The 19866-nt window shown below is 36.3% G+C and carries 19 protein-coding genes; 2 read left to right on the top strand and 17 right to left on the bottom strand.

Features of this window, described 5'->3' with window-relative positions:
• Positions 1–121: 121 nt before the first annotated feature.
• Both C0975_RS04075 and C0975_RS04080 read left to right on the top strand, forming a co-directional pair.
• Entirely contained in the window at positions 122–1057 is a 936-nt protein-coding gene (locus tag C0975_RS04075) for a KpsF/GutQ family sugar-phosphate isomerase (protein WP_101775117.1), read from the top strand.
• Positions 1057–1602: a KdsC family phosphatase gene (locus C0975_RS04080; protein ID WP_101775118.1), complete on the top strand. Its 546-nt coding sequence runs from the start codon at positions 1057–1059 to the stop codon at positions 1600–1602. The genes C0975_RS04075 and C0975_RS04080 overlap by 1 nt, the downstream gene beginning before the upstream one ends.
• An 82-nt stretch (positions 1603–1684) precedes the next feature.
• Here C0975_RS04080 and C0975_RS04085 read toward each other — a convergent pair whose 3' ends face one another.
• From C0975_RS04085 to C0975_RS04165, 17 genes are all read right to left on the bottom strand, one after another.
• Positions 1685–2164: a ClpXP protease specificity-enhancing factor gene (locus C0975_RS04085; RefSeq protein WP_101775119.1), complete on the bottom strand. Its 480-nt coding sequence runs from the start codon at positions 2162–2164 to the stop codon at positions 1685–1687.
• A gap of 6 nt (positions 2165–2170) precedes the next feature.
• A complete protein-coding gene (sspA, locus tag C0975_RS04090; RefSeq protein ID WP_101775120.1) occupies positions 2171–2809 on the bottom strand; it encodes a stringent starvation protein SspA in 639 nt (212 codons plus the stop codon).
• A gap of 202 nt (positions 2810–3011) precedes the next feature.
• Complete coding sequence (gene rpsI, locus C0975_RS04095) at positions 3012–3404, bottom strand: 30S ribosomal protein S9 (RefSeq protein WP_101775121.1); 393 nt, start codon at positions 3402–3404, stop codon at positions 3012–3014.
• A gap of 16 nt (positions 3405–3420) precedes the next feature.
• Positions 3421–3849 carry a 50S ribosomal protein L13 gene (rplM, locus tag C0975_RS04100; RefSeq protein WP_049214516.1) on the bottom strand — a complete coding sequence of 143 codons (429 nt, stop codon included), beginning with the start codon at positions 3847–3849 and terminating at the stop codon, positions 3421–3423.
• A 273-nt stretch (positions 3850–4122) separates the two neighbouring features.
• A complete protein-coding gene (locus C0975_RS04105) occupies positions 4123–4467 on the bottom strand; it encodes a YegP family protein (protein WP_101775122.1) in 345 nt (114 codons plus the stop codon).
• 89 nt (positions 4468–4556) lie between these two features.
• A complete protein-coding gene (locus C0975_RS04110; protein ID WP_101775123.1) occupies positions 4557–5204 on the bottom strand; it encodes a GrxB family glutaredoxin in 648 nt (215 codons plus the stop codon).
• 36 nt (positions 5205–5240) lie between these two features.
• Complete coding sequence (gene recD / locus C0975_RS04115) at positions 5241–7217, bottom strand: exodeoxyribonuclease V subunit alpha (RefSeq protein ID WP_101775124.1); 1977 nt, start codon at positions 7215–7217, stop codon at positions 5241–5243.
• Positions 7217–10888, bottom strand: coding sequence for an exodeoxyribonuclease V subunit beta (gene recB / locus C0975_RS04120; RefSeq protein ID WP_101775125.1), 3672 nt, complete (start codon positions 10886–10888; stop codon positions 7217–7219). The genes recD and recB overlap by 1 nt, the downstream gene beginning before the upstream one ends.
• A 66-nt stretch (positions 10889–10954) precedes the next feature.
• Entirely contained in the window at positions 10955–11311 is a 357-nt protein-coding gene (locus C0975_RS04125; protein WP_101775126.1) for a DsrE/DsrF/TusD sulfur relay family protein, read from the bottom strand.
• Position 11312: 1 nt separating this feature from the next.
• The gene (locus tag C0975_RS04130) at positions 11313–12623 is read right to left on the bottom strand and encodes an NCS2 family permease (RefSeq protein WP_101775127.1); all 1311 of its coding nucleotides are present in this window, start codon (positions 12621–12623) and stop codon (positions 11313–11315) included.
• Positions 12624–12935: 312 nt separating this feature from the next.
• Complete coding sequence (locus C0975_RS04135) at positions 12936–14030, bottom strand: lytic murein transglycosylase (protein ID WP_101775128.1); 1095 nt, start codon at positions 14028–14030, stop codon at positions 12936–12938.
• A 10-nt stretch (positions 14031–14040) separates the two neighbouring features.
• Complete coding sequence (locus C0975_RS04140; protein WP_101775129.1) at positions 14041–14841, bottom strand: glycosyltransferase family 2 protein; 801 nt, start codon at positions 14839–14841, stop codon at positions 14041–14043.
• Positions 14838–15725: a glycosyltransferase family 2 protein gene (locus tag C0975_RS04145; protein ID WP_101775130.1), complete on the bottom strand. Its 888-nt coding sequence runs from the start codon at positions 15723–15725 to the stop codon at positions 14838–14840. Before C0975_RS04145 ends, C0975_RS04140 begins: the two co-directional genes overlap by 4 nt.
• Positions 15725–16909 (bottom strand): hypothetical protein, encoded by a 1185-nt coding sequence (locus tag C0975_RS04150; protein ID WP_101775131.1) that lies wholly within the window; start codon positions 16907–16909, stop codon positions 15725–15727. Before C0975_RS04150 ends, C0975_RS04145 begins: the two co-directional genes overlap by 1 nt.
• Before the next feature lie 19 nt (positions 16910–16928).
• Positions 16929–17702 (bottom strand): glycosyltransferase family 25 protein, encoded by a 774-nt coding sequence (locus C0975_RS04155; RefSeq protein ID WP_101775132.1) that lies wholly within the window; start codon positions 17700–17702, stop codon positions 16929–16931.
• Position 17703: 1 nt separating this feature from the next.
• Complete coding sequence (gene lst, locus C0975_RS04160) at positions 17704–18630, bottom strand: CMP-N-acetylneuraminate:beta-galactoside alpha-2,3-sialyltransferase (protein ID WP_101775133.1); 927 nt, start codon at positions 18628–18630, stop codon at positions 17704–17706.
• Positions 18627–19832 (bottom strand): flippase, encoded by a 1206-nt coding sequence (locus C0975_RS04165; RefSeq protein ID WP_101775134.1) that lies wholly within the window; start codon positions 19830–19832, stop codon positions 18627–18629. Before C0975_RS04165 ends, lst begins: the two co-directional genes overlap by 4 nt.
• Between the last annotated feature and the right edge of the window lie 34 nt (positions 19833–19866).

The raw sequence follows: 19866 nt of genomic DNA on the forward strand, positions 1-19866 counted from the left end.
TCATACAGAAATACAGCATTATTAAATTTACTAAAAATAGACCGCACTTTATTCACTTTACGACTTAAAGCAGACTTTATGTTATAATTAACCAACTTTTCGTGTCACTGAAGGAATCGAAATGGATTACTTAAAAATTGCCCAAGAAACGCTTGCTGTAGAAGAACAAGCACTTGCTCGGTTAAGCCAACGACTTGATCAACAATTCACTGATGTCGTGGAGTTGTTGTTACATTGTGAAGGGCGTTTGGTGATCGGTGGAATTGGTAAATCAGGCTTAGTCGGTAAAAAAATGGTTGCGACCTTCGCTTCAACAGGCACACCAAGTTTCTTTTTACATCCAACTGAGGCATTTCATGGCGATTTAGGCATGCTTAAGCCAATTGATATTGTCATGTTGATTTCTTATAGTGGCGAAACAGACGATGTCAACAAATTGATCCCAAGCCTAAAAAACTTTGGCAATAAAATCATTGCATTAACAGGAAATCTGCATTCTACTCTTGCTAGACACGCTGATTATGTACTAGATATCAGTGTTGAACGCGAAGTTTGCCCTAACAATCTCGCACCAACAACTTCGGTGCTAGTGACAATGGCATTAGGTGATGCGCTCGCAGTTTCACTAATTAAAGCAAGAGATTTCCAACCTGCTGATTTTGCTAAATTCCATCCTGGTGGTAGCTTAGGACGTCGCTTACTCTGCCGTGTTAAAGATCAAATGCAAACTCGTCTTCCAATCACTACAATGCAAACCTCTTTTGCTGATTGTTTAACAATTATGAATGAAGGCAGAATGGGGGTTGCCCTTGTCATGGAACAAGGTGAATTAAAAGGTATCATCACTGATGGGGATATTCGCCGTGCGCTGAGCGCTAACGGAGAGAAAACATTAAAGAAAAATGCTCAAGATCTGATGACATCGAAACCCAAAACAGTCCATCAAGATACTTATTTATCAGATGCAGAAAACTTTATGAAGGCACAAAAAATCCATTCTTTAGTCGTTGTTAATGACGAAAATAACGTAGTAGGTTTAGTGGAGTTCTCAAGCTAATGTTAACGGAAAAATTAAAACAAATTAAATTTGTTATTACTGATATTGATGGCGTACTAACAGATGGCTCATTACATTATGATGCGAATGGTGAAGCAATTAAAACCTTTCATGTTCGTGATGGACTGGGCATTAAAATGTTAATGGAATCTGGTATCCAAGTGGCCGTGTTATCAGGTCGAGATTCCCCAATTCTACGTAAACGTATTGCAGATTTAGGAATTAAATTATCCTTCTTAGGCAAACTTGAAAAAGAAAGTGCTTGTGTTGAATTAATGCGGCAAGCCAATGTTTCAGCGTCACAAACTGCCTATATTGGCGATGATAGCGTTGATTTACCAGCCTTTGCTGTTTGTGGCTTAACTTTCGCAGTAAATGATGCGCCCATTTACGTGAAACAGCAAGCAGATCATGTATTACATCTTGCTGGAGGAAAAGGCGCGTTTAGAGAAATGTCAGATATGATTCTTGCAGCACAAAATAAAAGCGAAATTTACACCAGTGCGCAAGGGTTCCTCAAAAATGTTGCAAAAATGACACAATAATTTACTGTTATTTATACTAAAAAAGCACTATTCCTAAATGAGATAGTGCTTTTTTATCTTTTAAACCATGCTTAAAAACAAATCATTTTATAATTCTCAAATGAGAAGCCACTTTTTTATCTGTTTTCTTCTCTACTTCATGCTCATTTTTATGTGTTTTACTTTCTATCGTTGCTTTATCCACAGCTTCAACAAAACTTAAGGGTTGTTCTACACTCACCCTATCCAGCTCATCATAAATTGCTTCAGGCTCAAACATCACACCATCGCCATTCTCACGAGCATAAATAGCCAGAGCCGCACCCATTGGAATATAAATATCCTCTGGCATACCACGAAAACGTGCACTAAACTGAATAAAATCATTCGTTAAATGTAAATTACCTGTTGCATTCGCAGATAAATTTAATACAATTTGACCATCTTTCACATATTCAACAGGCACTTTAACACCACGATAAGTAGCATCGACCACTAAATAAGGCGTGAAATTATTGTCGACTAACCAATCATAATAGGCACGTAATAAATAAGGGCGTTTTGGGGATACTTTGTATTCCATGTTAAATTATTTCTCATCCATTAAATTTTTGGGTGCAGAAGCGCCTAAAGATTGCATAAATGAATCACGTTCAAACACACGAGACATATAAGCTTTAATTGCTTTACTACCAGCACCACTAAACTCTACACCTAATTCCTGCATACGCCATAATAACGGCGCAACATAACAGTCCACTAAACTAAATTCCTCACTCATAAAATAAGGCATTTGAGTAAAAATAGGTGCAATCGCTAAAATTTCTTCTTTTAACTGTTTTAATGCAGTTGCACGCTCTGTATCAGTGCCTTTTTCTGCTTTTGCTAATGCAGGATACCAATCTTGCTCAATACGTAACATTAATAAACGACTTTTACCACGCGCCACAGGATAAACTGGCATTAATGGTGGGTGTGGAAAACGCTCATCAAGATATTCCATGATAATACGTGAATTAAATAAGACTAAATCACGATCAACTAATGTCGGCAACGTGCCATACGGATTTAATTCCATTAAATCTTCTGATACAACTTGAGGATCTACAACTTCCGTTTCATAAGCAACACCTTTTTCTGCTAATACAATACGTACTTGATGGCAATAAATATCTGTTTTATCTGAAAAAAGTGTCATTATTGAACGTTTATTTGCAGCGCTTGTCATCTATTCCTCCGACAGCTCTAAAATGAATTAAAATCGATTAAACTGTGCCGTATTTTCGGCATAATATCATATAAAAAATGGGCGTTTATTCTACCATAAATCACATAATGATTTCCAAAGATTATCGTAAATTTTTCTTTAGACAAAAAAATTGCAAGCCCCAAAGGACTTGCAATTTGAATATAAAACGTAAAATATAAAATTAACGTTTTGAGAATTGTGGACGACGACGTGCTTTGCGTAGACCCACTTTTTTACGCTCAACTTGACGTGCATCGCGGGTAACAAAACCTGCTGCGCGTAATACAGAACGTAAGCTCTCATCATATTCGATTAATGCACGAGTGATACCGTGACGGATTGCACCCGCTTGACCTGAAATACCGCCACCTTTAACAGTGACATATAGGTCTAATTTCTCAGTCATTTCAACCAATTCTAGAGGTTGACGAACAATCATACGCGCTGTTTCGCGACCGAAATAAACGTCTAACTCACGTTGGTTGATAGTGATTTTACCACTGCCCGGTTTGATGAATACACGAGCTGAAGAGCTTTTGCGGCGACCTGTGCCGTAGTTTTGATTCTCTGCCATATCCTAAACCTCGTGATTAAATGTCTAAAACTTGTGGTTGCTGTGCTGCATGGTTATGCTCTGAACCTGCATACACTTTTAATTTACGATACATTGCGCGACCTAATGGACCTTTTGGCAACATACCTTTAACCGCAATTTCAATCACTGCTTCAGGACGACGTGCGATCATTTCTTTGAAAGTCGCTTGTTTAATGCCACCTACATAGCCAGTGTGCCAGTAGTAAATTTTATCGCTTTCTTTGTTACCAGTTACAGCTACTTTATCAGCGTTGATAACGATGATGTAATCACCAGTATCAACATGTGGAGTATATTCAGCTTTATGTTTACCACGAAGGCGACGTGCTAATTCAGTCGCTAAACGACCTAAAGTTTTACCTGTCGCATCTACTACATACCAGTCGCGTTTAACCGTTTCTGGTTTTGCTACAAAAGTTTTCATTAATTAATTACCAAAATAATATTATTAATACCCAGTGTTTATCACTAAACACAACCATGAATCTTAATCAAACACCCCTTCGAGTGTGATCTCGATAAAATAATGCGTGGTGGGAAATCCAACACATTCACAGGGTCGCGAGATTATACAAAAGAAAGAACGAAAAAGCGACTATTTTTTATAAAACGAAGTGGAAAGAAAAAATAATGGAACAAAAAACGGACAAAAAATTTGCGAATGTGAATACACTCGCAAATTTTTTCACTCGCTAAATTAGGCTTCTACCGTGAGATCTTTAATAACAGTTGTAGCTGCATTTTTCATCACTGAACCAATACCTTTTTTCGCAGATACGTTAGAGGCATAATATTGGCTACGACCAATTTCTTGATGATTTTTTGCCTTTAAGACGAAATATGGCTTATCGTTTTTAGCAACACGTACTTCAAAATTCTTTTCGTCTGACCCATTTTTTTGTACAGATGCAATACCATTTTCAGCAGCAGCACGTGAACGATAAAGCTCACTAGTTAAGATCACTTGGCTATTTGCCGCTTTCAAATTGAACATGAATTGACCATCTTTTGCTAATTTAAGTTCGTACCAACCTAATGCCATAATTTTCTCCTTAGATTAATGTTTTTTGAGACAAAATGCTCAGTCACAAGCATAGTTTTTTTGTAAAAAATTGCAACTATTTTAACCAATTAAAGCGCTTGTTTAGTGTAAAGACTCACTTTACTTAAATTAGACATTTGATTTACATAATTCGCTAATTTTTCAGGGAATTTAACACCTTTTACACAAGTTAAATTACGTAATATTGGGAATACTAAAATATCTTCTAATGATAAAGATTGATTCAATGAAGCTTTACCTATGACTAATGCGTCCAACTTATCCAAATCATGTTGTAATCTTGTCAAATATTCTGTTGTCTTGCTCAAATGTTGCGCGAAATCACCTACATATTCTGTTTTCTTCTTAGTGAAATACTCAATGGCACTTTGTGTGGCAAATTCTGGTACATTCAATTGAATAAAACGTGGCATTAATAAATAGTTTGAATAGCTGGTGATTTCTTTCAAAACCGACTCAACTTCGGGACGAATGTTTTCTTGTAAAATAGGTTCGCCATAATGCGTATCAACATATTTTACAATGTCTAAACTTTCTGGCATCGCACTGCCATCTTCTTTAATCAGAATAGGAACCACTTTTTTACCTACCAAGCCTATCGGCGTTTCTTCATCATCATTTAATAACACGTTAATTTTGACAGCGAGTTCTTTTAAGCCGAAAATCATCATAGCGCGAACACAATAAGGGCAATGATCATAAACATAAAGTTGCATATTTTTCTCCTATTGATAAATTCAAATTTAAGCACTTTAATGGGATTTTTTAAACAATTCAACTAGCAATTTACTTAATCCACTTTGTCGCTTTACGGGATTTTTCAGTGCATTTCTCCAAATTTCTTGGGTCGTAAAAATACTGAGCTTTTGTTTTGCTCTAGTCATACCGGTATAGATTAATTCACGCGATAAAATAGGATTAGGTTCTGTTGGTAAGACTAAACAAGTATGGGCAAATTCAGATCCTTGTGATTTATGTATTGTCATCACAAAAGCGGTTTCATAACTTGGCACACGGCTAGCTAATACGGTTTTATAGTGATTTTTACCTTGCTCAAACCATACTTTTCCTTCCCCTAAAAATAAGCCAATATCACCATTATATAACCCAATGTGGCTGTCATTTTGTGTAATCATAATAGGCTTGCCAAGGTACCAATCACGCTCATATTTAAAATGCAATAAGCCTTTTTGTTGTAAACGTTGTGCAATCTTTCGATTTAATTGCTCCACACCAAATTCGCCCACACGAAGTGCCGTCAAAAAACGCACAGCATTAAACAAAGCAAAAATATGGCTTACTTGCTGTTCCGTAAATTTTAAATCACTCTGCTGCATTTGTTTTATTGCCAGTAAATAATCAGTGTATTTTTCTACTGCACTTTTTACGACTAAAGCGACACAAGCTTGTGTATAAGCAATTGGATTAGTCGCTTTTAACGATGTTAAAGTAGTAAAATCGATTAATTCAACATCATCAAATTGAGTTAAATACTGCCAGCTTAACTCAATTTCCCCTTGATTAATCGCTTGTGCAAGCTGTCCAATACCAGAATGACTTGAAAAACGATGGCTGTGATGTAAACGACACAGATGATCACGAATAGGATGATATCGTGTAGTATGTGCAAGTTGAATATACGCGACTTCTTGTAAATAATCCGTTAATGCAGCACTATAAGGCGTTTGAGCAAATTGACCTAACTCTCCTAAGGTTTCACCTGCTTCTACTGGTGAAAGTTGATTCTCATCCCCTAATAAAATCAATTTTGTCTGTACTTTGAGTGCTTGTAATAATTTTGTCAGCAACGGCAAATCAATCATTGAAGCTTCATCTACAACTAATACATCAAGGTATAATGGATTTTTTAAATTAAATTGTGGCGTTTCTTCAAAAAAACGTATGCCTAATAAACGATGCAGTGTTTGTGCTGCTGTTGGAATTGATGCCATCAATTCAGGTGTAATCACAATTTTCTCTCGAGTTTGTAAATTTTCGAGTGCACTATGCATAGATTCAGTTAAACGTGCAGCAGCCTTTCCTGTTGGCGCAACAAGTTTAATCTTCAATTTGTGACAATGTAACTCTTGTAGAACAAGTAATAAACGCGCTACTGTTGTCGTTTTCCCTGTGCCTGGTCCGCCTGTAATTAAGCAAAAATTTTGGCGTAATGCCGTCGCTACTGCGACTTTCTGCCAGTTAATTTCACTACATTGTTGTGTGCTAGGAAAATATTTTGCCAATGTCTGTTTAATTTGCACCAAATCACTTTGATCTGAACCTGCTTGATGTTTTACTGCACGCTTTAAGTAGTTTGCGACCCGATATTCATCTTGCCAAATCCGATAAAAATACAACGCATTAAATTGAAAAACTAAAGGAGCTACCTGTTCCAACGGATTAGTACTAAATGCAATATGATTTTTAAGTTCTGACTGCCACTGTTCAACAGGCATAAAACCTATTTTTGCTTGTATTTCTGCTAAATAATGGCAGTCAGATGTGCGGTAAGCTAAATTAAAATAATTCTGTTCAAGATGGTGATCTAAAAATAAACAAGTATTCCCTTGTTGATAGTTGTAACTACATAAGGCAGCCAATAAGATAGCTAAATTCTGAACTTCAGTGGAATAATCTTGAGGTTGTTTATCTGCAATCAATTTTGCGAAATAATAATCTCCAGCACTAATCAATTGCTGCTGCTTTAACTTGTTTAAGATAGCAAGCATTACAATAACTCCTCTAATTCTTCGATAAGACCTACATGAGGCTTGTTAAAATATACGCCATGATTATCCTTTCCGTTCATGCCTCGCAAAAAAGTATAAATTACGCCGCCAAAATGTGTCTGATAACGATAATGAGGATCGCGCTGGGTTAAATAACGATGGAGTGCCACGGTATAAAATAAATACTGCCAGTCATAATGTTGCTCTACCATCACTTTGTTGAGCTGCTCTGGTGCATAATCAGCCAAAGTGTTACCTAATTTATTCGATTTATAATCTAACAAGTAATATTTCCCTTGATAGCGAAAAACAAGGTCAATAAAACCACGTAGCATACCTGTAATACTTTGTTTCAAATCCTGTAATTGCAGTGGTGTAGAAACCACCTGATATTTTTGTAATAGCTGATTAAATTTATTAGATTGAAATTGTTGCGCTAATTGCAAATAAAACTCCATTTCTTTTAAACAATCCTGTGGCGCTAAATCAGCAAGCTTAAGATTTTCGTTTGCAAGCAACGGCGTTGTTAAAATATGAGTTAACCATGTTTGTAATGGAACAAACCATTTCTGATCAAGCTGTAACTGCTGGCAGAGCTGATGTACCATTGTTAATTCAATTGGTTTATTGAAGACATTTTGCTCAAAATATTGATGAAGCACTTGACCTATTTGAGCACCCGCCGGTAAATCAAAAGGGGTATAGCCTGCTGCATATCCTTCTACTATTGCTTTCTGCAAATAACTATCCTGCGAATAGTTTTGCTCTAAGCTATAATCTTTTAATTCAGAAAGCAACGTGATTGCCAATGCCTTTTCATCCTGTTGTTGAGCAAGATAAAATTGTTTTGTTCTCTCATGTTGAGCGCTAATGGCAGTAAAACTGGTCACTTGCCAATTTTGCTCAATCTGTCCATTAAACTCAGCACAATGCAAGGTTTCTGTAGGTGAAATAACTTGTGATGTAACATCAGGTTGTAATGTAGTGAAATCATCAATAGCAACATTCACCTGTTGCTTCATCATACATTGCTGAAATTCGGTCAAAACTGACCGCACTTCTTCGCGACGGTCCATCTGACCTTGCGTAAAGAGGTATTGCAGACAATTCCAACTCGGTAAAAAAGACTCTGGCAATGCTAATGCAATTTGGTACTTAGCTCGAGTGAATGCCACATACAATAGACGCATTTCTTCTGCGCGTTGTTCCTGCTCAATCTCTACCTGATGTTGCTGCTCAACATCCCATAGTACACGCTGCGCAGTACTGTCATAATACGTTTGAATTAACTGCTTATTCTCTTTTAATGAATCGGCAATAAATGGCAACCACACGAGATCATATTCCAATCCTTTAGATTTATGAATAGTCACAATTTTAACTAACTGCCGCTCACTCTCTAAGCGAATTTGTTGTCCATCTTGGCGATCTTCGCCTTGAATTTGTTTTTCAAACCAACGTAACAAGCTTGCTGCACTTTCATTTAAACGACTAGCCCCTTGTAATAATTCCGCTAGATGTAATAGATCTGTCGCTTTACGTTCTCCTCCCAAACTTGCAAGCAACTTTTCTGTGATCTTTTCATCTAAGAAAAGTTGATGGAGCATGACTAAAATCCCTTGTTTTTGCCAAATATGTTGATAATTAACAAAACGTTCTACTAGCTCGCTCCAACGTTGTTCATCTTGTTTAATCGCACTCATTTCACATGCTGTTAAGGCAAAAATACGAGTCGCAATCGCATTTAAAATATGGCGCTCGCTAAATGGGTTTAAACAAGCGGTTAAAATTAAAGCTAATTGTTTAGCTTCATCACAATCGAATACATTACTGCGATCGGAAAGATAGACTGAAGCAATTCCTAATTGTTGTAGTGCTTGTGCCACTAACTCAGCTTCACTCCAATTACGCACAAGTACGGCTATTCGCTCAGCCATTAAAGGTTGTGTTGCTTGCTCAGAAGCAAAAATTGCATTATTTTCTTGCGCATATTGTAACCAATATTGAATTGAAATAGCACAAATCTGTGCGAGCTTTTGCTTTTGAGTCGTACTGAACCGCGTATTTTTACTTTCCCCCAAATCACCAATATAGCAACGCAACGCAGGTTCAATTTGACCGTTTAATATAAATTTAGCTTGATCATTACGCGCAGAAACAGGTTGAAATTGAATTTGTGGATATACAAAAGGCAAACCAGATTGAAAATGAAACAATGTATTAATACTCTTTACTAAGCTTTGTTCAGAACGCCAGTTTGTGCCTAAAGTAAAATGAGCATCGGCTTGCTGCGCAGCTTTGAAGTAAGTAAAAATATCTGCACCACGAAATTTATAAATGGCTTGCTTAGGATCACCAATCATAATAAAGCCATTTTCAACAGGCATTGAGTGAATATAGATCTTAGCGAAAATTTGATATTGTTGAGCATCCGTATCTTGAAATTCATCAATCATGGCAAAAGGATATTGTAGACGAATAAATTGCGCAAGCTCCTCACCTTGAACAGAATAAAGTGCTTGTTTCAACAAGCGTAATAAATCATCAAAATTTTTCTGAGCATGGTTAAGTTTATGCTCAAGCAACTTTTGCTGCACACCACATAAATAATGATATAGCACTACTTGCTGATCAACTACCTGTTCTGTAGTATGTGCGATCACTTCATCAACTAATTGAAAAACGGGATGAGAAATGGGTTCAGCGCCTTCTTCTGCATAATGCAGCAAAGCTTGCTGACTAAAATATTTAGTTAACGTTTCAGGTAACCGCGTGCTCAATGCTGAGTTTGCCCATGCCTGAATGTTATCAAACCATTTAGGCACATAATTCTTTTTAAAATTAGTGCGTTTTAAAGATTTTTTTTCGCCTTTTTTATAATTTTTATCTAATTCATGCAAAATCAATGAGCGTAATTCGGTTTCATTATCTAACCATTGCTGCTTTAATTGTTGTACTAACTGCTGTTTAGGTAAGACACGATGTTGTAAAAAATCCACTAATGACATTGTCAACCATGCTTTTTGACTAATATCTAACTCTAACTGATGTGATATATGGCTACGTAACTTTTTTAAAACAGCTTGAGGTGAAACGAGTACTTGGTGAATATAATTGGCGATATCCAAAGGCTGTGAGTAAAAATGTTCACGCCAAAAATCGTTGAATAAGCGTTCTAATAACTCACTTTCGTCTTTAACTAATTCTAAATTAAAATGAATCCCTGAGTTAAAAGCATATTGCATTAACATACGGCGGCAGAAACCATGAATTGTATAAATCGCGGCCAGATCCATCGTTTGTTCAGCCATCTTTAAACGTTGTATCGCTGCATCAATATCTTGGATAGAACGCATTAATTCCACTAAAAAATGATCATGTGCTAACGCTCTCACTCCCTCAGTTTTATAAGCTATAAACGCCTGTTTTGCTTGATGAATACGTTCACGAATACGTCCTTTTAATTCTTCTGTCGCTGCCTCTGTAAAAGTAACCACTAAAATTTCTTGTACGCTTAATGGGCGAGAAAAACAGTCTTCTCCAGCTTGCAGTAATAAACGTAAATAAAGTGAACCAATAGTATAGGTTTTACCTGTACCTGCGGACGCTTCAATGAGACAAACTTGATTAAGTGGTGTTGTGATCGGATTGAGAAGAACAGCTGTATCCATTGTCTTATCTTTTCTCTGTATTCGCATCTAACAAAAAGTGCGGTCTATTTTACCGCACTTTTACTCTTAAAAGTTTAATACTTTATCAGCCTCGAAGGTCCAATCAGCCAATTCAGACAATGTGCCAATTTCGACTCCCTCAGCTAACGGCAATTCTGTTATTCCACGCGCAAGTGTGCAAGTCTTACAAAGTTTTATCTGTGCACCCTGTGCAGTGAGAATTTCTAACGCCTGTTGTAAGTGATAACCTTCTGTTGGATTTTGTTTAGCTAATCCACCAGTCACAGCATCGGACATCAAAAATAACTTTAAATCGACCGCACTTTTATATTGATCTTGTAATTGTAATGCCAAACGTAACGCACTAAAAAAGGCTTCGTTGCCATAGGGTGCGGCATGAATAATAAACAGAATTTTTTGCATATTAGCCTACCCAAACAAATTTTGCGATAAATAGGAAAGAAACCACCCAAACTGGCGCATTAACTTCTTTCATACGACCAGTACAAGTCTTCATAATACAATAGCTAATGAAACCAAAAGCAATACCTTCCGTAATAGAATAAGTAAATGGCATCATTGCGGCAGTAATAAAGGCAGGTGTTGCTTCTGTTAAATCTTCCCATTTGACACGAATTAAACTGGACACCATTAAAATTCCAACATAAACCAATGCACCCGCTGTTGCATAAGCCGGTACTACACTAGCTAATGGCGAAAAGAAAATCGTTAACAAGAATAAAATACCAACAGTCACGGCAGTTAAACCTGTACGTCCTCCTACAGAAACCCCTGCCCCACTTTCAATATAAGTACTGATTGCAGAGGTCCCCATATAAGAACCCGCAACAGCGCTCACACTATCAACATAAAGCGCTTGTTTCATTTTGGGAAAGCGCCCTTTTTCATCGCTAATGCCCGCTTTATCTGTCACCCCTAATAATGTGCCAGATGAATCAAATAAATTGACTAGTAAAAATGAAAAAATGATCCCTAATAATGCTGTATCTAATGCACCTGCAATATCTACTTGACCCACAACGGGGGTTAAACTTGGTGGCATAGAAATGACACCATGAAATGCCACGCTCGGATCAATAAAAAATGCCAGCGCAGTAACCACAGCGATAGAAACTAATACGCCAGAATAAATATTACGTGCGGCTAATACTACGATAATAAAAAAGCCTAGTACGCCAAGTAATACTTTTGGATCATGTAATTCGCCTAATGCGACTAACGTTGCTGGATTTGCAACGACCAGCCCCATATTTTTAAAGCCAATTAAAGCAATAAATAAACCGATGCCCGCCCCAATGCCTACACGTAAGCCCAACGGAATCGATGCCATGAGCCAGTAGCGAATTTGAAAGATAGTTAAAATAAGTAAACCGACTGATCCCCAGAAGATCGTCCCCATGCCAATCTGCCAAGAGTAGCCTAATTTACTCACTACGACATACGCAAAAAACGCATTTAATCCCATCGCAGGCGCAAGTGCGATAGGTAAATTACTGAATAATCCCATCGCAATAGTACCTAAGCCAGCAATTAAACAAGTTGTCACAAACACCACTTGCTTATCCATACCAGCATCCCCCAGAATCGAAGGATTAACAAACACAATATAAACCATAGTAAAGAAAGTGGTAATACCTGCGATAATTTCTGTTTTAGGTGTGGTTTTTTTCTCGGTTAATTTAAAAAAACGATGTAGAAAAGATTGATTTTCCATTGTTATTCCTAAGGTTATAGTAAAAATAAGAAATGATGAAAAACAGGTATAAAATTTGAGAGGTGTTTTTCCAGTGGATTCTAACAGAAGAATGCCTATGATGCACCGTTTTTAAGTGAAAAAATGCGATAAAATCCAGATATAACAACAAACGCAATCGTTTACTCAAATTAAGGTCATCGAACAAACATGACACTAATTATAAACGCGATAGTTAAACCAATACCAATCACAACCAAAAAATAGGTACAAGCTTAGCCACTTGTACCAATATTTAATCACTTAAACATAAAATGACAGTGAAACAATGGATTACAAACCGACTTGTTGTTTAATGCGATCCGCAAACATACCAATACTTACCGCAAAATAGTTTGAACGATTCCAATCTAACAAAGTACGATAATTGTTAGACACTAAAAAAGCACGTCCCACTTCACGATCTGGTCGCACTAACCAAAGATCTGTGTTAGAAAGTGCGGTCAATTTTTCTTGATTTTGTACTGAATATGCTTTCAGCATCACCCCTAACTTTTGCCAATCTTGTAATGAGCGTTTCTTATGTGTTTCAATACCAGCAAGTTCGAGGGATAATGGTTGTGTTAAATTCACTTCAATGCCCCAAGGCAATTGCTTATCCCAACCTACCGTACTTAAATAACGAGCAATAGATGCAAAGACATCATCATGATTTTGCCAAATATCTTTTTCACCATCATGATTACCATCTGCGGCATAACGTAAATAAGAACTTGGCATAAACTGAGTTTGTCCCATCGCTCCTGCCCATGAACCTAGCATCTTTTGGCGTGAAATATCGTTGCGTTCTAACATTTTCATTGCTGCGATAAATTCACGGCTAAACAAATGTTCACGTCGTCCTTCAAATGCCAAAGTAGCTAATACAGAAAGTACATCATAATTACCTTGGTAATAACCAAAACTACTTTCCATTCCCCACAAAGACATTAAATATTCTTTTTGTACTCCAAAGCGCTGGCTGGCTTTTTCTAATTGTGCTTGTTGCTGCCAATAACGCGTCGCTGCAACATCCACTTTACGCTGGGTTAAAACACGATTTAAATAGTGAGTAGTACCATGTGGATTTAAGCGTACAGGTTCATTTGGATCACGTTTTTTAACACGTCCTGCCTGTTGGCGATCTAAATCAATCGCTTTTTCAATATAACGAATGTCATTATGTTGAGCTAAAGTATGTTCAGAGATGCCTTCACCACGAGCCTTACTTTTCAAAAAGCCCACATAATCATCAAAATTATTGAGCGTTCTTGCTTTATCATATTGTGCACTTGGGGTTAAAGGTTGTATGGTTGGTTTGCTTGAACAGCCTGCAAAGATAAGACAAGCCAGTAAGATACTGGTTTTACATGTAGATTTTAATAACACAATCGCTTTCCTACTTTCTTAAAAATTGATAAACAATCTGCAACAACGAAGTTGGCAGTAAACGTGGTAACGCACGTAATATAAAGGTGAACAAGCCAGAAATAAAGCTTTGCAATTTTAAACGGTGCTTTAACTGAAACAAACGCCATTCTGCTTGTGCTTGCGCAAGACCTCGACGCCGTCCCACCATTCCATTACCCACACGAGCATAAACTAACACTTCGGCTAAATTTGCAACTTTTTTCCTTGTGGCAACCATTTTAATCCACAGATAATAATCCTCTTGTAAATCTTGATAACCACCACAAGCTAACACTGCTTCCTTCTGATAAGCCACTGTCATATGATTAAATGGACAACGTTGCTGAGTAAACTTTACAATATCATCATGTGTAGTTGGGACGCGGCGATAACTCACAATGTCTTTTATGCTTTGTCCAAATTCAGCAATTTGTCCGCCAACAATAATAGTATCAGAGTGAGTTTGAATATACGCCATTTGTTGTTCAAAGCGTGTTGGCACACAAATATCATCTGTATCCATACGAAAAACCCAATCATATGAACAATGTAATAGTCCCTCATTAAGGGCTTTACCTAATCCAAGATTTTGGGGTAATTTGACTAACTTAATGGGCAACAACGTCAAAAATTCTTGCACCACATTGTCTAATTCAGTCGTTACTGGTCCATCAAACACCAACACTACTTCAGTAGCAGGTAAAGTTTGAGTCTGCAAACTGACAAAACATTCTCGCAAATATTGTGGATTTTCTTTCACATACAAAGACATCAAAACCGAAAATTTCATGATACAAACCTTTTCATATTGATTGCGAATGATGGCGAAACCAAAGTGAATCCAGCCATAATCAGATATTTAATATTGCATGTTTTCTTAAAAATCGCGAAATAATATTTAGCTGCTACGCGGGATAAATTCATTATATAGGGATATGCCAACATATACTGTGCATTCAATTCAAAGTGACGTGCATGTCTATCCGTTTTAACATAACGTGCTCTAATTTCATCAATTGCTTGTTCAGTATATTTTATGTTAGTTGACACACTTGAACGCCGAGTATGGAAAGTACAAATCGTTAAAGCCTGTTCAACATAACAAGGGGTAAATGTAGGTTCACACAATAATTTTAATAAAAACTCATAATCCTCTAGTGAACGTAAATAACCCGATAAACCACCTACTTGTAAAAAAAGATCCTTTTTGATCGCAATCATTGGCATACCACCAATTTTATTGGCTAATAAAATATTATCGAGAGTGAGCATTGTGATATCACGGTAAGGATGAGTCAAATAAGAAAACCCTTCATTGACCATGACACATTTAGCAGGATGATAAATAAAATTAACAGCAGGATTCTTAGCTATCGTTTCTGCTAATAGTGCACATTTTTCAGCCATAAAACGATCGTCGTCATCTAAAAACAATAGCCAATCATAACTCGCCTGCTTTGCTCCAATATTGCGGCTTTCTGCTGCACCTACATTTTGTGTATTACGAATCACTTTATAGATAAAAGGATAGCGATTCTCTATTTCAATAGGCTCTCTTGAATGATCATCAATAATAATCACTTCAAAATTATGTACAGTCTGTGTAGTTAAACTCGCTAATAACGTCGGAATTTCTGCTTTACGATTATAAGACGGTACAATAATACTAAACATTACCCTCTCCTTACCTTAAACAAGCAAACCGTTTTCCCTTTTGTACCAAATAACGATAAAAACATTACAAATACCAACATAATACCAGGAAAAGCATAAGTATCCGCTTTGATATGAAGTACACTAAAAATAAATAATGTGGATAAAATAAATTTCCAACTTCCTTCAAACCAATGCTCTGCAACACGCTTAACAAAATAGGCTGTAAATGCAAAACAAGCGGTTAAATAAACTATACCGCCATATAGTACTTGGCGCAGGAAACCCGAGTCTGTCGCGCCATAATATTTACCTTCCGCCGTGTAATAATGACCATCACCGATTAAAAACTGTTTGAGAGTGGGAATGAACAGATGATTTTTAATCAGATTTTCACTTGACGAACTGATTTTGCTTACATCTTGATGTGAAAGTAGATTGATCACAGGTTCTAACGCATGAGCGACATATTTATGCTCGGCAAAATTCAAAGCCAAAAAGAGCACAATTCCAGCAAAAGCAATTAAAGCGGGTAAATAACGCCATTTAAAATAAAGCACGATACTAATCACGGATAACATAAAAAATGTTCTGCCTGAAATTAAGCCAATAAATAACAACAAAAACAAAAAAATCGCAGGCATTTGATTGGTTTTCGCATTATATGCCAGTAAAAAATGCAACAGCATTAAATAAAAAATACTGAGCTGAAAGAATGCTGATGAAGTAAAATTATATAAACGATATTCCTGCTCTGAATGATAGAATCTTGGCATAATCGTATGGGTTGAGAGCGCAAAATCAACGGCAATCGAAACGCCCATTAATGCCACTATTCCGATTACCGCTTGAACAACAATACCGATTTTTAAGTCACTTATTAATTGTGCTTTCCCTGCAACATGGCAATAAAACAAATTATAAATCCCGATACCAAAAACAAATAATATCAGGGTTTTGATATACATTTTAATTACACCAAGCTCTGTGGTGCCATTAATCAAGATAGGCACGATGCTCAATAAAATTAATGCAACAATCACTAAAATGCTGTCTACAGGCACTACAATCCCCTGTGTGAATTGCTCACGATATAAACGATAAGCAAGCCAAACTAACGCTATTCCACCAACACAAAATGCCATACGCAAGAAATGAAATAACCAAGGATCATAAAGGTAAAACAAACTGAATAATGTAGACATAAAATTTCCTAAACCGAGATTAAAAATTACGCAAAACAGCCAATAACTTCTTCAATGGATATTTCAACATTTTTTTCACTAAGTTATTCGACAAAGAACCCCGTACTGTTTCCAAATTACTGACTAATTCAGGATTTTCAATCGCTAATAATGGACGGATAACCACAATATCAAACTGAAAGACGGTGCCAAATAAAATAAAATCATCCGCCAACCAAAATGGCACTTTCTGTTGTTGCACTTGGTCTACCAAAGCTTTAGCCGCTGATTTCTTAATTAAATAAGCAACAGTACCTGCAAAATAATTTTTATAAGGATAAGCATAACAAAAATCGGTATTGGCAATCCGTTTACGCCAGAATGAAAAGGTGGTTGGATAATTAATTTCAAGTTCAAGATCATCAAACTGTGCGATCTTTGATTGCCCGACTAAAATTATATGTGAAGTTGGTTTTTGTGCTAAAAGTGCGGTCAGATTTTGTTGAAAATCGGCATTCAGCAACGCATCATCTTCACAGATTAAACAATATTCTTCTTCTGTAATATGTGTATCTGTCACAATTTGTTGATAAACGCCAAGATGGCTTAACGTACAACCTACTTCACCTTTAGTTACCGCTCGCCCATAATGCAATTTAAAGCGTTCAACATCAAAAAGTGCGGTCAGTTTCTGCCAAGTTTCATTCATCGTATTGATAGCTGAGAATAGCTCAAAATCCTGTGTATCTGATTGCGCAAAAAAGCGATCTCGACGGTGTTGATCTTTCTCTAATGAAATTAAATACTTTTTCATGTTATTCTCTTATGTCAATGACATTGATACCTAATTCATCAAACAAATCATAACAAGCATCATAAGCAGGATTTTCAGTTGCAATTTTTAATGCCACCACATCAATATTGGCACTTTTATTCATGATGTTAATAATCGCACTACTAAAATAAGTATAGATTCGATACTTTTTAGTTTTACATTGTTGAATAATGTAATCCTCAAAAATCAATTCTGTCTCAATATATTCCACATTTTCTAAATGATATTTTTCACGAGGATGAGGTAAATAATAATGAATATTGAAACGCTTAATCACTTGTTCAGCTAACGCAATGTTACGTTGATCATCTAAAAAAATGGGTTGCCCTAACAACACATTAATATAGTCAGTATCGACTGTCTGCACATCACAATGTTCAACTAAATTAAGATTCTCCACATTATCAACAATATTTTTAAAGCCATGATAAATAGTGTAATGACGTTGTGATAAGGCTCTCAGTTGCTGAATACCATATTTATTACCAAACAACACATTTATACACTTTCGTTTGAGTGTTGGGGGATCATCTTGATAAAACATGCTGTTTTTCACAATATTAATCGTGCCATCATCAAACGTATTCAATTGATTAAACTTAATTGCACTGAGTAAAAAGCGAATCTGTAAATCATTAATATTTGCGACAAAAACCTGATCAAACTTTTTGCCACAGAATTTACTTTTTAAATAAACAATCTCTTTTAATAAATTAAAGCGATCATTATGTTGAATCATCGTAAAAAACGGACCGCACTTTTGTGCTAAGCGTTGACGATAAAAATCAAACTTTTTATTGCTGACTGTAGCAAGCATCACGCCATAAAACTCAGTTTCAGGAAATTGAGCGATAATTTTTTCTGCAATCAATACTTGTAACGGCGTACAACAAATAATCAAATTCATCCCACTTTTCCTACTCTCGCGGTCATTACATACAATACAGGTAGAATGGTAACCGACCCAATAATACTTGCAAAAGGTACAAATTGAATCTCCGTCATCGTCAGACAGACTAAACTAACCACATAAACTATTGTTGTTAAGACAGAGCAAATCGAAATGAGTTTATTTTTAGCGTAATAGAACAAGTAATTCACTAAAATGAGATAAGGGATGATCAATGTTGTCGACACTAAAAATAAAATGATGTAATACTTTGTCCCAACAAATTGCTCCCCTAATAACCAAACGACAAACTGTTCTGGAATAAACCACATGACTAATGCAGGTATCGGCACCAATAATAAAGTATAAGTTGCCCATTTGTGAATGTGTTTCACATTGATACGCTGCTGCTTTAATCCTTCAAACAAATAAGGCACAGTAGCTTTATTAATTGCCTGAATAACAATCATTAAAACCGCCGCGATCTGCGCGCCCATCGCATACAAACCAAGTTCCGCTTCACTAAATTGGTGATAAATAAAAATACGATCTAATTGTCCACGCAAAAACAAACTCACATTGTGAAAAATCAATGGTGCACCAAAGCCAAGTAAATAAAATAATGCAGTTTTATGTTGAGAAAAGTTAAATTTTTTATGTATTGTTGTTTTTTGATAGAAAAAATACGCCACAACAAAAACTAAAAAATGGCTCAATAAAATAGCTAAAATCCGTTTTCCAACTAAATCGTGATCATATACTTCCAACAAAATCACAGTAACTAATCCTGATATCAAGGCTAATAACAATTGAATCACTGAATAAGCCACAGCTTGTTTTTGACATTGACGCACACTTAATTGAACGGAAAGAAACGATTGAAAAATGGCAGAAATCGCAAGATAAGCCATAATTTCAGACTGCCATATTAAACAACCGAGTAAAATAATCCCGCCAGAAAACAAGGTGTAAACATAACCTGTTGTTAAAACTAAATTTAACGATCTACGTCCATAAAAATAGAAAAAACGTGCAATTGCACCTTCTTGGCTTAAACCAACAATAATTAAGAATAAAGTAAGATAAGTTTGATAATAAGAAAGCTCACCAAAGCCTTCAACGCCTAGCTTACGTGATAAATAAGGTAATAATAGAAAGGGGACAGATTTTGAAATGAGTTCACCAAATAAGTAAATCGCACTGTCTTTAATTGCTTTCATTCTTTACTCAAGTTGACTGGATTAAGGCGCCATT

Source organism: Pasteurella oralis (assembly GCF_002850605.1).
Classification (GTDB): Bacteria; Pseudomonadota; Gammaproteobacteria; order Enterobacterales; family Pasteurellaceae; genus Pasteurella; species Pasteurella oralis.

Coding starts and splice junctions, on each gene's coding strand:
- C0975_RS04125 (WP_101775126.1), bottom strand. CDS start 11,311: ATGCAAAAAATTCTGTTTATTATTCATGCCGCACCCTATGGCAACGAA.
- C0975_RS04165 (WP_101775134.1), bottom strand. CDS start 19,832: ATGAAAGCAATTAAAGACAGTGCGATTTACTTATTTGGTGAACTCATT.
- lst (WP_101775133.1), bottom strand. CDS start 18,630: ATGAATTTGATTATTTGTTGTACGCCGTTACAAGTATTGATTGCAGAA.
- C0975_RS04075 (WP_101775117.1), top strand. CDS start 122: ATGGATTACTTAAAAATTGCCCAAGAAACGCTTGCTGTAGAAGAACAA.
- C0975_RS04155 (WP_101775132.1), bottom strand. CDS start 17,702: ATGAAAAAGTATTTAATTTCATTAGAGAAAGATCAACACCGTCGAGAT.
- C0975_RS04140 (WP_101775129.1), bottom strand. CDS start 14,841: ATGAAATTTTCGGTTTTGATGTCTTTGTATGTGAAAGAAAATCCACAA.
- C0975_RS04110 (WP_101775123.1), bottom strand. CDS start 5,204: ATGCAACTTTATGTTTATGATCATTGCCCTTATTGTGTTCGCGCTATG.
- C0975_RS04150 (WP_101775131.1), bottom strand. CDS start 16,909: ATGTCTACATTATTCAGTTTGTTTTACCTTTATGATCCTTGGTTATTT.
- recD (WP_101775124.1), bottom strand. CDS start 7,217: ATGCTTGCTATCTTAAACAAGTTAAAGCAGCAGCAATTGATTAGTGCT.
- C0975_RS04080 (WP_101775118.1), top strand. CDS start 1,057: ATGTTAACGGAAAAATTAAAACAAATTAAATTTGTTATTACTGATATT.
- rplM (WP_049214516.1), bottom strand. CDS start 3,849: ATGAAAACTTTTGTAGCAAAACCAGAAACGGTTAAACGCGACTGGTAT.
- C0975_RS04130 (WP_101775127.1), bottom strand. CDS start 12,623: ATGGAAAATCAATCTTTTCTACATCGTTTTTTTAAATTAACCGAGAAA.
- recB (WP_101775125.1), bottom strand. CDS start 10,888: ATGGATACAGCTGTTCTTCTCAATCCGATCACAACACCACTTAATCAA.
- sspA (WP_101775120.1), bottom strand. CDS start 2,809: ATGACAAGCGCTGCAAATAAACGTTCAATAATGACACTTTTTTCAGAT.
- C0975_RS04085 (WP_101775119.1), bottom strand. CDS start 2,164: ATGGAATACAAAGTATCCCCAAAACGCCCTTATTTATTACGTGCCTAT.
- rpsI (WP_101775121.1), bottom strand. CDS start 3,404: ATGGCAGAGAATCAAAACTACGGCACAGGTCGCCGCAAAAGCTCTTCA.
- C0975_RS04105 (WP_101775122.1), bottom strand. CDS start 4,467: ATGGCATTAGGTTGGTACGAACTTAAATTAGCAAAAGATGGTCAATTC.
- C0975_RS04145 (WP_101775130.1), bottom strand. CDS start 15,725: ATGTTTAGTATTATTGTACCGTCTTATAATCGTAAAGCAGAAATTCCG.